Below are 13,092 nucleotides of genomic sequence, written 5' to 3' on the forward strand. Positions count from 1 at the left end.
GACTTTTTATGACAAAAATCTATGATATCAATGTCACACAGATTGATGGACATGTGAAGAACTTGAAAGACTATGAAGATAAATACATGGTTATCGTCAATACAGCCAGCAAGTGCGGCTTAGTGGGTCAACTCGAAGGGCTGGAAGAACTCTATAAAGAATTTAAAGACAAGAATGTAGTTGTTCTAGGTTTTCCATCCAATCAGTTTTTAAATCAGGAACCTTTGGATAGTGAAGGCATCCAGTCGTTTTGCCAGATGAATTACAACGTTACCTTTCCTTTATTTGAAAAAATCAAAGTTAACGGCAAGAATGCCCACCCACTATATAAATATTTAATAGCAAATACAGACAACAAAAAAATTAAGTGGAATTTCACCAAATTTATTGTAACGCCGCATGAAGAAAAAATTATCAGTTTCGCACCTAAAATAAGTCCAGAGAAGGTAAAAGAAGAGCTTAATATATTAATAGATGATAAAATCGAATCATAACAAACTTTTTCAATGTAATAATTGTAAAATAATTTTAAAAAGTGAATGATTTCACAACGAAATTTAATGTAAAAATGCTGCTATGTCAATAAAAATATAATAAATTATAAAATATTGAACTTTTTTGACAAAATATCTTTGACATGAAAAAGAAACATGGTATTATAAATATGCAGTGAATCACAACAAAAAAATGGTAGGAGGAACAAATAATGTTAAAATGGAATAAATTATTATTAATTACAGCAAGCATGGGGTTACTTGCAGCATGTGGTACAGATGATGCAGATGATACAGAAGAAGTCACAGACGACACAGAAGAGGTCACTGAAGATACAGAAACGGAAGATACAGAAACAGAAGATACAGAAGAAGAAACAGATGCAACAACAGGTGCTACACAATCAGTTATTGCTAGTGCAGACGATTTAGAAGAAGCAATGTCAGCCGATGGCGGATGGATCGTTATTTTTGAAGGCGACGTAGAAACAGATATGGAACTAGTCTTAGAAGGCGGCGTGGAAGATAATGATGGTATGATCGCTCGTAAATTAGCATTGTACACACAAGATGAAGATCGTAATGTCTTGGAACAATTCACTCTAACAGCACCAAGCTTAACAGTTCAAAGTGAAAACACACGTATCCAAAACGGAACATTTGCTGGTGACGTTTACGTTGAAGCAAACGACTTCCAATTACCAGGTGGAACGATTGATGGAGACTTGATTTTCGCAAGTGAAGAATATCAAGAATCAGCTCAATTAGAAGAAGGCGAAGTAACTGGAGAAACACGCGTCGAAGAATAATCGAACTCAAATCTAATAAATAGTAAACAGGTCTGCAGCTCAGCTGCAGACCTGTTTTTGCGATTTGATATATCGTCAATAATAGACTTGACTAAATCTTGAATCATTTAGAATTCAAGATTATGATTTATCAAATTTCAAGAATGTTTCTTCTTAAAATCAATTGTGAAAGAAGAGTGATAGATAATATTATACGGGAGAATACTTTGTGAATATAGATTTTTTTTGTGTAATCTCAGAATGAAAATAATGTACTTTTGTTGACGGCTTCACAATTCTATTATATAGTGGAGTTTGTAAATGAACAGATTGAAAGTCCGATTAAATATGATCTCTCCGTCTATCTTGTTCATTTCGTTGTACTTAATCAATCTTGCATTAAGAAAGGTAAGGGATAATTATGAGTTTATTGAGAAAGAAATTAGCAGCAGGCGCAGCAGTTATGGCATTGGGCGGTTTTTTAGCAGCATGTGATACTGACGATGACGCAGCAGAAGACATGGAAGTTGTTGAAGAAGGCGAAGAAACTGAAGGTGAAGATGCAGTAACAGCTGCTTCTATTACTGATGACGCTGATCAAGTTGTTGCTTCATTAAGCACTGACGGAAACTGGTTAACAGCAATTATTGCTGACGTAGCAATTGACGATGACGTAACAGTTGCTGGAACTTTCCACGACGGCGACGACGAAGCTGAAGCAGAATACCGTAAATTAGCTTTATATGCTCAAGACGAAGACCGTAACGTTACTGATGAATATACTTTAGCAGTTGGAACGATGACTGTAGAATCACCAAACTTCCGTATTCAGGAAGGTACTTTGGATGGAGACGTTTATGTCGACGCTGAAGGTTTCGAGTTACTTAACTCTACTGTTACAGGTGACGTAACATTTGCATCACAAGAGTTAATGGATGCTGCTTTAATGGACGAAGGTACAGTTGAAGGCGAAGTAACCGTAGAGGAATAATCTTCGAACTTAACTTTTAATCATGTATTAGTCCAATGATACACTTAAACATTGGTGTTCTACCTATCGGACATAGGAGAGAAGGATCATCATCAAGTGAAGTTGGAAAATGAGACAGTTCTTAAGATCATTCGATCTTAAGAACTGTTTTTTCATTATTGAAAAGTTGTGGGAGCTGAAAAGATCATAATAGGTTTTAGAGGGGTCATGATTAGAATGACCGCGGAATCGCTGCATTATTCTGTTCGGTCATGACTATTAGGTGCTTATTCAGGAACCTATTTTTTATGAGTAGTCAGTCTGGTGTTACTGATGTATCCACTCACGGGGAGACGTCGCATGACCGGGCACTAGCGTCAGCGTTTAGTGACTGCTCAGCTTATTGTGCGTTTCGAGCGGGGCTTACTGGACCTCCCTAGCGACCAGTCCATGAAAAGATACTGTTGAGAGGAAAGTATAGGCCTCCTATAGTGATTGCTCGCTAGGATTTAGCCTTTGAGTGGATGCTAAAGAGTACGATAAGTACCTGCCCGTCGTTGGTTGCTATATGAGTAGGTGCTAGGAATCGATTTAAGTGATAACTGTGAGACGAAAATCCGTTCAGAAGTCACTTGTTATTTTTCGAGGGAACACTCAAGTTTTCGGAACAGTTCAGCAGGCACTTATAATATAAATCATGGTTAAAACCATAAAATGTAACGAATTTTTAACACACTAATTTAGCAGCTAAAGATAAAGTGAATACACAGCAAATCTTTAGTGACGAATAGTCAAAAGACTTTCACCAGTAAAGTTTATAAACACAGTTATAATAGCACAAAACAGACTTCCGGAAAGAAAACCCTACCTTTTGGATGATGAGTTTTTGTGTGTCGCTAGTGTGTTAATTATTTTAAAAAAAGTGTATAATGATAACTACATAAAGTGAGACTGTCTGAACATTCGAGGGGGATTAACGTGAACCGTAAACAACGCATTTTAAAATATATGAGAGAAGCTTGTGCGTCCTTTTCATTCCAGGATATCGAAGAAGGTATCGGCATCACAACAAAAGAAGTAGCTGAAGCTATAGATAGTATGCGCAGTAATGTATCGAAAGATTTAAATCAGCTTGTAAGAGATGGGGAACTTAAAAAAATTGAGGGACGACCCGTTCGCTTTATAACACTGGAAAAAGTGCGTCATCAACCTTTGACCAAACACGTGCCGAGTTATAAAGAAAAGCACAAAGCATCCGGTGGTGTGACGCAGGAAGTGCTGGAATATTCTTACGATCAGACCCGAGATATTTTCAAGTCGATCATCGGTGCCAATGGAAGCATGAAAAATGCTGTCGAACAAGCCAAAGCAGCAGTTTTATACCCGCCCAAAGGCTTGAATACATTGATAACGGGGCCAACCGGTTCAGGGAAATCTTTCTTTGCACATGCGATGTTTCAATATGCTCAATCACATGAATTGATTGATAAAGACAAAGAATTGATCGTCTTTAACTGCGCTGATTATGCGACGAATCCACAGCTACTGATGAGCTACTTATTCGGTTACGTTCAAGGTGCGTTTACTGGAGCGGCAAATTCAAAAGAAGGCATCATTCATCAAGCCGACGAAAGTATGCTCTTTTTAGATGAAGTTCACCGTTTGCCTCCAGAGGGACAGGAAATGGTTTTCTATTTTATGGATACGGGGACTTATGGTCGTTTAGGTGAAACTGGCAAAAGTAGACACGCGAATGTGCGTATTGTATGTGCAACAACTGAGGATCCAAAATCTACATTTTTAGATACGTTTATGCGACGTATTCCGATCAATATACACTTGCCCTCATTTAAAGAGAGAGCAGTGAGTGAACAGCTTGATTTGGTGAAGCTTTTGACAGGTCTTGAAGCCAATCGTATTCAGCGTAAAATAATATTGAATGAGGAAGTAGTTAAAGGACTGATAGCTAGTGTGGGTTATGGTAACGTTGGTCAATTGAAATCCTCGATTCAACTGGTTTGTGCCAGAGGATTTATGAACCAGTTGAATAAAGATGAAATCAACCTGACCGTCAAGGATTTGCCTGAAACGATTAAAGACCATCTCGTAGGTCTTTCCTCTAACCGTCTGCAGCAAACGGCTCTGTCGAAATATGTCGAAGCCAAAATGACGATCAACCCGAATGAACCCTTTTATAAAATGGCCATGGATTCCTATGAATTGCCTTATAATATATACGATATTATTGGAGACAAAGCCGCATTACTTGAGGCGGAAGGTTTAGATCGAAATTCCATCAACCAGTATATTTCGACTGACATAAACGTCCATTTAAAATCTTTCTATCGTAATCATGGCTTCACATTTCAAGCAGAATCAAAATTAGCAGAAGTGGTCAGCAAAGAAGTGATTCAATTTGCACACCAGATCGTTGAAGAAGTTGAAGTGGCTCTGGGTGGGTCGTTTAAGCAGAATTTCATTTATGCGATAAGTTTACACATCAGTTCTTTGTTAAGTAAAATCGACAGTGGCCAAGAAAGAAAGATGAATGATCGTATTCGGGAAATGGCCATGACTTATGCCGGAGAATATGCGGTTGCAGAAGAATTGAGAGATAAAATTGCCGATTATTTTGCTGTAGAAATTCCGGATAACGAAGTCTATTACTTAACGGTTTTGCTTGTTTCGCTCAAAGAAGAATCAGCTTCAGGTCGAGTAGGCATCGTTGTAGCCACACATGGTGATTCTACTGCTAGCAGCATGGCACGTGTGGCAGAAGAACTTTTAGACACTTCAGGAGTGGTCGCTATTGATATGCCACTTGATATGTCTCCAACCATTGTTTATGAACGGATAAAAAAAGCAGTGATCGAAGCAAACGAAGGCAGTGGTGTCTTGCTGCTCGTCGATATGGGCTCACTGGCAACATTTGAGACCTCCCTACAGAAAGAAACGGGTGTTCATATCCGGTCGATCGATATGGTGTCTACAGCCATTGTTCTGGAAGCAGTCAGGAAAGCCGGGCTCGTGGATGCAGATATCGAACTATTGTATGAATCGTTGACAAAGTTCAGTGGTTACACAAAAGAATTGCCAAAACACGATCGAGCACGTCAGCCATCAAAACGAAAACCACCGATCATATTAGCAGTCTGTGCAAGTGGAGAGGGAACCGCACAGAAAATCAAAGAGATAATTGAAAAGCCGCTCCGGAAATCAAATGAATCAGGCATAGAAGTGAAGACGTGTTCTGTGGCAGAGTTAGAAGCCAAAATAATTGAATGGGAGGAAGACTATACGATCATTGCCTCAACGGGTATCGTGAACCCTAAAATTCAGGCACCCTTTATTCCGCTTGAGCGTTTTATTGAAGAAAAACCTGAACATTTACTGGGGAAATTTATCAATCTTAATCTATTTGAATCAGAAAATCCTGCAAAAAAAGAAAGACAGGCCGAAGCTCTCGTTTACTCCTTTGTAGAAGAAAATTATGCTTTTATCAATCCAAAGAAGATTGTGCCATTTATCTGGGCATTCGTAAATGACTGTGCCGAACTAAGAGTAAAAGACACCGATCAGTTTGCGTTTCAAGTCAATTTAGGCTTGCATGTGGCTGGAATTATCGAGCGGTCGATTCAAAGAGATAATCTTTCGGTTGAACATGGTCTCAAGCAAGAGACGAAAAATCATCCGCTATTCACTGACTTGAAAACACGCATTGAGCAATTGGAAAAACAGCTTCAGTTGAGGATTTCGTTGGATGAGTATGCATATATTTTATACTTCATAACAAAAGAAGAAGGCCAACTTGAAGATATCGATACACTGTTGACCGAATAAGAAAACGAAACACACAAATGACACACTACTGTAGTGTGTCATTTGTGTGTTTTATTTGAACCGTGTCCTACCAACGTATTTTGAGTTAGTGTATTGGCACGCTTCTTGCTTATATATAAGTGAAGGGAATATTAGCGTCATTTTCAGAGATTCCCACGTGTGATCGATAGAAAGGAGTGTTGTTTATAATAGGAGGGAATGTGGAAGGATGGATATTCGGTTAATACGTATAGATGATCGACTTATTCATGGTCAAGTCGCTACGACTTGGTCAAAATCTTCAGGTATTAGTCGAATCATCGTGGTGAGTGATGAAGTAGCTTGCAGTCCACTTCAAAAATTGTTGCTTACTCAGGCTGCACCACCGGAAGTGAAATCCCATGTCGTCTCTGTTTCCAAGCTCAAAGAAATTGCTAGACATCCATTGCTACGTGACGTAAAAGTTATGCTCTTATTTACCAATCCTATAGATGTCATGCGTGTTCACCAATATGGCTTAAGTTTTGATAGTGTCAATATCGGTGGGATGAAATTTACTGAGGGGAAACAAATGGTGACACACTTCGTGTCCGTTGACCAATCTGATATAGATGCCTTTAAGTATTTAGATGATATGGGCATTGAATTAGAGATAAGAAAAGTTCCCAGCGATCGGAAACAAAATTTGATCGATGTGTTAAAAAAAGGGGATTTTTTGTAAAAGTGTTAGAAAAAAATAATTAGCAAAGTATGCTAGTAGTAGGAGGGAAATAAATGGTAGGAATTATATTAGCAAGCCATGGCGTGTTTGCTGAAGGAATTTTACAATCAGGAGAAATGATTGTGGGAGAACAAGAAAACGTAAAAGCTGTAACGTTACTACCAAGTGAAGGTCCAGATGACATCAGACGTAAAATGGAAGAAGCTATCGCAACGTTTGATTCAGATGAAGTTTTATTCCTCGTTGATTTATGGGGCGGAACACCATTTAATCAGGCCAACACATTGTTCGAGGATCATAAAGATAAATGGGCGATTGTCGCAGGACTTAATTTAGGAATGTTGATTGAATCCTTTACAGGCCGTTTTTCGATGGACAAAGCACAAGATATTGCTGCATCTATCGTTGTAGTGGCTAAAGACAGCGTTAAAGTGAGACCGGAAAGTCTTCAACCTGCTGAAGCAGCTGTTGAAACAGAAAATGAAGAACCGAATCAACCCTTACCAGAAGGTACGGTCGTTGGTACTGGTAAAATCGATATCCGCCTCGCTCGTGTGGACTCACGTCTGTTACATGGTCAAGTCGCAACAGCCTGGTCAAAAGATGTCAAACCGACACGTATCATCGTTGTTTCCGACGAGGTATCTAAAGATAAGTTGCGTAAAAACTTGATTACTCAAGCCTCACCACCGGGGATCAAAGCAAACGTGGTACCAATCGATAAAATGATCGAAATATCAAAAGATCCTCGTTTCGGTAAAACAAGTGCCTTGCTCTTATTTGAAAATCCACAAGATGCCTTACGTGTTATCGAAGGTGGCGTAGAAATAGAGGAAGTAAACGTTGGCTCCATGGCTCACTCTGAAGGGAAAGTCATGGTCAATAATGTTTTATCCGTAAATGAAAAAGACGTTGAGGCGTTCAAAAAAATGAAAGATCTTGGCGTGAAATTTGATGTACGTAAAGTACCATCAGATCAAAGTAAAGATATATGGCCAATGCTTAAGAAAACAAAGTTTGTTGATTAGCAATATTTTAAGGAGGGAAAATAAATTATGAACATAATTACTGTTGTTTTAGTACTTTTCATTGCATTTCTTGCAGGAATGGAAGGGATTTTGGATCAATTTCAATTCCACCAACCGATTGTGGCATGTACATTAATCGGTCTTGCAACAGGGAACCCAATGGATGGTTTGCTTTTAGGTGGGACGCTACAATTAATTGCTTTAGGTTGGATGAATATCGGAGCTGCAGTTGCACCTGATGCTGCACTTGCTTCCATTGCTTCAGCTATTTTAGTCACATACCACGGTGCAGGTATATCAGAAGGTATTGCCTTAGCTATTCCGTTAGCTATTGCTGGACAAGTTTTAACTATCTTTGTTCGTACGTTAACTGTTGGTATTGCCCACGCTGCGGATGCGAAAGCAAAAGAAGGCTCATTTAGAGGTGTTGAACTCTATCATATTGGTGCCCTTATGATTCAAGGTTTACGTGTTGCAATTCCGGCAGGTATTATTTTGGCGGTTCCGGTAGAGTACGTAACAGATACATTGAATGCTATCCCAGACTGGTTGACCGGTGGTCTAGCCGTAGCCGGTGGATTCATCGTAGCCGTTGGTTATGCGATGGTTATCAACATGATGGCTACTCCTAAACTTTGGGTGTTCTTTGCCTTAGGTTTTGCTTTATCTGCTTTAGGTGAATTGAACCTTATTGCTATGGGTATCATTGGAGTAGTATTAGCTTTACTTTATATCCAGTTTGCACCTGAATTTAACCAAGGTGGCGGCGGTGGAGGAAGTTCCTCTGGCGGAGATCCACTCGATGATATCTTAAACGACTATTAAAAAGGAGCGTTGAATGAATATGGCTGAAAATAAGAAATTTAAATTAACAAAAAATGACCGTTTGAAAGTGTTCTGGAGAACTCAATTTCTTCAGGCTTCTTGGAACTTCGAACGTATGCAAAACGTTGGCTGGGCCTATGCAATGATTCCAGCGCTTAAAAAATTATATACAACAAAAGAAGACCGTGCGGCAGCTTTAAAACGTCACTTAGAGTTCTTTAATACTCATCCTTACTTGGCATCTCCGGTATTTGGAGTGACCTTAACACTTGAAGAACAGAAAGCTGCAGGAGAAGATATCGACGATGGTGCCATTCAAGGTGTGAAAATTGGTATGATGGGACCGCTTGCCGGTGTTGGAGACCCAATCTTCTGGGGAACATTACGTCCGATACTAGGCGCTTTTGCCGCTTCACTCGCATTAAGTGGAAGCTGGCTTGGCCCGATCATTTTCTTCGTTGCGTGGAATGTTATCCGTATGTCATTTTTATGGTACTCACAAGAACTTGGGTATGTACAAGGTGGTAATATCACTCAAAACTTAGCTGGCGGGTTGATGCAAAAATTAACTCAAGGTGCTTCTGTTTTAGGGATGTTCATCTTAGGGGTCTTGGTACCACGTTGGACAAATATGAACTTCCCACTGGTCATCAGTCGGGTCGACAATGCAGAAGCTGAAATGATCGACTTTGCTGCACTTTCAGAAGCAGCAAATGAAGGTTTGTTATCTGGTGATATGTTGAGAAACGTTGTTGCTGATATTCAGGCAGGTATGGCTATTCACCCTCAAGAAGTAACGACATTACAAGATACATTGGATCAATTACTTCCAGGTCTTGCACCGTTACTCTTAACCCTTGGCTGTATTTGGTTATTACGTAGAAAAGTTAGCCCAATCACAATTATCTTTGGTCTATTCGTAGTCGGTATTATCGGTTATGTCTTAGGAATCTTTGGATAATATGAACCGTTAATTTTTTTAGAAACACTATATAATTGAAAAACACTTCCTAATAATTGTCCGTTAATATAAAACGGATAATTAGCATAGGAAGTGTTTTTTAATCTTTTCGTTGTTTTGAAGAGGGAACATCCAGTTGTTTACGGTATTTTGTGACGCCTCTCCGTGATAACGTGATGTCTTGTCTTTTTAAAGCATCCGATAAGGCTTGATCAGATAACGGTTTTGTTTTATCTTCTGAGTTGATCAGTTGATCCAAAGCTTGCATGATGTGATCTTTTGAGATGTCAGACTGACTTGACCGGCGCGATAAAAAAGATTTCAATTCATACGAACCAAAAGGTGTTGCGATATAGGTCTCTCTTACAGCCCGACTGATGGTCGACTGATTGAGATGTAATTCTTCGGCTAAATCATTCAACTGCAAAGGAACGAGTGGCGAAGTCTTGTCTTTAAAGAAGGCATGCTGGTGCATAATGATTGCCGTACCCACGCGAAGAATGGTTTCTTTGCGTTTTTGCAAGCTGGTCTGGAGCGTTTCGTATTCCTGTTTTTTCTCTTTGATATAAGCTTTTAAAGTGGTGTCATCCGATTCACTCAGCTCTTTAAAATAATCATGGTCAAAGGTCAATAAGGGTGTTTTGTATTTTGTTTCCGTAATGACCAATTCCTGTTTATCAATGTGGACACTCAGTTCAGGCAAGACAAACGGTGTGAAAGCGGACTGGTAAGCTTCGCCTGGCGAAGGTGTCAATTTTTTGATGAATTGAGAAACGGCTTTGATGTCTTCTTCGTTTACGTTGTAGATTTTGGCTAACGCTGCCCAGTTATTATGTGTCAAGGATTCCAGGTTTTCCTCTATAACAATATAAGCTATATTCGGAGCGAAATCCAAGCGTTCCGTCTGCAGGAGTAAACACTCTTTAAGTGTGCGTGCGCCGATACCGGGGGGATCAAGCTGCTGCAGTAATGTCAGAGCATCGATAAGCTCAACCGATGAAGCGCCGGTATCCACCAACGCTTCATCGACGCTCTTCGTTACATAACCTCTATGATCGAGCTGATTGACCCACCAGAAGATAAGCTCGCGTAAGTATGTTTTTCGGTAGAATAACTCGATTTGTTCTTTTAAAAAGTCATGAAGCGAAGGCTGACCAGCTGTCGTTTGTTCGATAGCAGAAGCTGTCTCTTTGAGAGCGGATTGAACCAGCCGGATTTCCCGTTCTGGAATGTCAATAAAGGGGTTCTCTAGAATTTGATTGGTTAAATAAGTAGAAAGGTCTATCCGATTAAGTTGGAGCAAATGTACACCTTGCACTAAATTAGGGATATAAGCCTGTTTTTGTGTTTGACGCTGTACGGGCTGTTGTCTGAAGTCCATAATACCCCTCCTTTCTTGTCCAGTTTACCATAAACTGTGTTATTCTCGTTGACTTTGACTAATGCAAAAAGTTTGCGCATTCAGCTAGTCATAAATGATCAGGCAAACCTTAGATAAGAGACCTTTCGAAAATAAGATTTATATAATGTCTTTATATTGAAATTATAATCTCTATGATATACTTATAATGACTTATAAATAATGGAGGGATAAAATGAAATTTAATGATTATACTTATGAAAGACCAGACTATGATTTATACAAAAAAGATTTCATGCATTTAGTTGAGCAGCTCAAGGATGCCAAGTCTTTAGAGGATGTGAAAGAGACGGTCGATGAAATATCTGCACTTTCTGCTTCACTTGAAACAATGGGGACGCTTGCTTCTATTCGCTACTCCATCGACACGAAAGATGATTTTTATGAACAGGAAGATCAGTATTGGAATGAGTATGGTCCACTTTATCAAGAATTGAGCATCACTTATTACAAAGCGATCATGAATTCGCCTTACTTGGACGAAGTGAAAGAAGCTTATCCGCGGACATTCATTCAGAATATGCAGTTTGAATTGGATTCGTTTGATTCAAGTGTTATTGAGCTCTTACAAAAAGAAAACCAGCTGAGCAGTGATTATCAAAAACTCATCGCTTCTGCAGAAATTGATTTTGATGGCAAAACATTGACGCTCTCACAATTTGGACCTTACTTGCAGTCGATAGACCGTACTGTGAGAAAAGAGGCTTCCAACGCACAAGTGAGTTTCTTCGAAAAAAACGAAGAAAAACTGGACAGTATGTATGATGAACTCGTCCATGTGAGAGATCAAATAGCTAGAAAGCTGGGCTATAAAGATTTTGTTGAACTGGGATATGTCAGAATGAAACGCTTTGATTACGACCGAAAAATGGTGGAAGTATACCGTAATCAGGTACTGGAATATGTTGTGCCCGTAACGAAAAAATTAGCCAAGAGACAAGCAGAACGCATCGGTATAAAAGAGATGAAACACTATGACGAGACCTTACAATTTTTAGATGGCAATCCGACTCCACAAGGGGATCCGGATTATATTATTGAGAATGGCCGTAAAATGTATCACGAATTGAGTGATCAGACAGCTGAATTTATCGATTTCTTATTTGACAAGGAGCTGGTTGACCTACTTTCCAAAGAAGGGAAAGCGAGTGGGGGATACTGCACGTATATTCCTGACTATCAGTCACCGTTCATTTTTGCCAACTTTAATGGTACTTCTGGAGACATTGACGTCTTGACACACGAAGCAGGGCATGCGTTCCAGGTGTATCAGTCTCGCTGGATCAAACAGCCAGAGATCGTCTTTCCAACATTTGAAACATGTGAGATCCACTCCATGAGCATGGAATTCTTCACGTATCCGTGGATGGAATTATTCTTCAAAGAGCAGACTGAAAAATATAAGTTTGATCATTTAAGTAGTGCTATCCGCTTCTTGCCATATGGCGTCCTGGTCGATCACTTTCAGCACGAAGTCTATGAAAACCCCGAGTGGTCACCCGCTGACCGTAAAGCGTGCTGGCGAAGACTGGAGAAACAGTACCTACCAGAACGTGATTATTCAGAGAGTGATTTCCTGGATAAAGGAACGTACTGGTTCAGACAAGGGCACATTTTTGCTTCACCGTTTTACTATATCGATTATACGCTTGCTCAAGTCTGTGCGTTACAGTTCTGGAAACGTGCCATCGTTGACCAGGATGATAAGGCGTGGGGCGACTATATGACGATCTGTGAAGCGGGCGGAACGAAGAGCTTCCTCGAAACTGTTAAGGCAGCTAACTTGCGTTCTCCGTTTGAAGAAGGTTCACTTGAGCGTGTCATTGAAACAATCGATGAAGCGCTGGAAGCCGTTGACGATTCAAAGCTTTAAAAGATACTAATTAAATAGCAAAAGCCCTAGCCGACAAGGTATAAAACCTTATCAGTTAGGGCTTTTTATAGTATTACAAACAATATTATCGGTAAGTTTGTAAGAACGCACCAATACGATCGATTATAGAACCGAAAAATTTTTTCACTCTCAATTTCATTTAACGAAAATTGTTTGCTGAAATATTTTCCGG

General features: G+C 39.6%; 10 protein-coding genes. 9 read left to right on the plus strand and 1 reads right to left on the minus strand.

Features of this window, described 5'->3' with window-relative positions; translation table 11 throughout:
- Positions 1-8 precede the first annotated feature (8 nt).
- From ACO1PF_RS09130 to ACO1PF_RS09165, 8 genes are all read left to right on the plus strand, one after another.
- A complete protein-coding gene (locus ACO1PF_RS09130) occupies positions 9-494 on the plus strand; it encodes a glutathione peroxidase (protein WP_423188745.1) in 486 nt (161 codons plus the stop codon).
- Positions 495-706: 212 nt separating this feature from the next.
- Positions 707-1,303, plus strand: coding sequence for a polymer-forming cytoskeletal protein (locus ACO1PF_RS09135; protein ID WP_423188746.1), 597 nt, complete (start codon positions 707-709; stop codon positions 1,301-1,303).
- A gap of 400 nt (positions 1,304-1,703) precedes the next feature.
- Entirely contained in the window at positions 1,704-2,273 is a 570-nt protein-coding gene (locus ACO1PF_RS09140) for a polymer-forming cytoskeletal protein (RefSeq protein ID WP_423188747.1), read from the plus strand.
- A 987-nt stretch (positions 2,274-3,260) separates the two neighbouring features.
- Entirely contained in the window at positions 3,261-6,092 is a 2,832-nt protein-coding gene (locus ACO1PF_RS09145) for a sigma-54-dependent transcriptional regulator (protein ID WP_423190538.1), read from the plus strand.
- Between the two features lie 208 nt (positions 6,093-6,300).
- The gene (locus tag ACO1PF_RS09150; RefSeq protein WP_423188748.1) at positions 6,301-6,792 is read left to right on the plus strand and encodes a PTS sugar transporter subunit IIB; all 492 of its coding nucleotides are present in this window, start codon (positions 6,301-6,303) and stop codon (positions 6,790-6,792) included.
- Positions 6,793-6,845: 53 nt separating this feature from the next.
- Positions 6,846-7,820 carry a PTS sugar transporter subunit IIB gene (locus tag ACO1PF_RS09155; RefSeq protein WP_423188749.1) on the plus strand — a complete coding sequence of 325 codons (975 nt, stop codon included), beginning with the start codon at positions 6,846-6,848 and terminating at the stop codon, positions 7,818-7,820.
- A 27-nt stretch (positions 7,821-7,847) separates the two neighbouring features.
- The gene (locus ACO1PF_RS09160) at positions 7,848-8,645 is read left to right on the plus strand and encodes a PTS mannose/fructose/sorbose transporter subunit IIC (protein WP_423188750.1); all 798 of its coding nucleotides are present in this window, start codon (positions 7,848-7,850) and stop codon (positions 8,643-8,645) included.
- A 13-nt stretch (positions 8,646-8,658) separates the two neighbouring features.
- Positions 8,659-9,606 (plus strand): PTS system mannose/fructose/sorbose family transporter subunit IID, encoded by a 948-nt coding sequence (locus ACO1PF_RS09165; RefSeq protein WP_423188751.1) that lies wholly within the window; start codon positions 8,659-8,661, stop codon positions 9,604-9,606.
- Between the two features lie 100 nt (positions 9,607-9,706).
- Here the strand turns inward: ACO1PF_RS09165 and rpoN are convergent, their stop codons facing one another.
- Complete coding sequence (gene rpoN, locus ACO1PF_RS09170) at positions 9,707-10,987, minus strand: RNA polymerase factor sigma-54 (protein WP_423188752.1); 1,281 nt, start codon at positions 10,985-10,987, stop codon at positions 9,707-9,709.
- A gap of 214 nt (positions 10,988-11,201) precedes the next feature.
- Between rpoN and ACO1PF_RS09175 the strand changes: the two genes are divergently transcribed.
- On the plus strand, positions 11,202-12,899 hold the full coding sequence (locus ACO1PF_RS09175) for a M3 family oligoendopeptidase (RefSeq protein ID WP_423188753.1): 1,698 nt from the start codon (positions 11,202-11,204) through the stop codon (positions 12,897-12,899).
- The last annotated feature ends 193 nt before the right edge of the window (positions 12,900-13,092 follow it).

This window comes from Alkalibacterium sp. f15, assembly GCF_049389645.1.
In the GTDB taxonomy this organism is placed as follows: domain Bacteria; phylum Bacillota; class Bacilli; order Lactobacillales; family Carnobacteriaceae_A; genus Alkalibacterium.

What these genes read in the sequence shown, in the direction of transcription:
- ACO1PF_RS09150 (WP_423188748.1), top strand. Translation starts at nt 6,301, where the DNA reads ATGGATATTCGGTTAATACGTATAGATGATCGACTTATTCATGGTCAA.
- ACO1PF_RS09175 (WP_423188753.1), top strand. Translation starts at nt 11,202, where the DNA reads ATGAAATTTAATGATTATACTTATGAAAGACCAGACTATGATTTATAC.
- ACO1PF_RS09135 (WP_423188746.1), top strand. Translation starts at nt 707, where the DNA reads ATGTTAAAATGGAATAAATTATTATTAATTACAGCAAGCATGGGGTTA.
- ACO1PF_RS09165 (WP_423188751.1), top strand. Translation starts at nt 8,659, where the DNA reads ATGAATATGGCTGAAAATAAGAAATTTAAATTAACAAAAAATGACCGT.
- ACO1PF_RS09140 (WP_423188747.1), top strand. Translation starts at nt 1,704, where the DNA reads ATGAGTTTATTGAGAAAGAAATTAGCAGCAGGCGCAGCAGTTATGGCA.
- ACO1PF_RS09160 (WP_423188750.1), top strand. Translation starts at nt 7,848, where the DNA reads ATGAACATAATTACTGTTGTTTTAGTACTTTTCATTGCATTTCTTGCA.
- rpoN (WP_423188752.1), bottom strand. Translation starts at nt 10,987, where the DNA reads ATGGACTTCAGACAACAGCCCGTACAGCGTCAAACACAAAAACAGGCT.
- ACO1PF_RS09145 (WP_423190538.1), top strand. Translation starts at nt 3,261, where the DNA reads ATGAGAGAAGCTTGTGCGTCCTTTTCATTCCAGGATATCGAAGAAGGT.
- ACO1PF_RS09130 (WP_423188745.1), top strand. Translation starts at nt 9, where the DNA reads ATGACAAAAATCTATGATATCAATGTCACACAGATTGATGGACATGTG.
- ACO1PF_RS09155 (WP_423188749.1), top strand. Translation starts at nt 6,846, where the DNA reads ATGGTAGGAATTATATTAGCAAGCCATGGCGTGTTTGCTGAAGGAATT.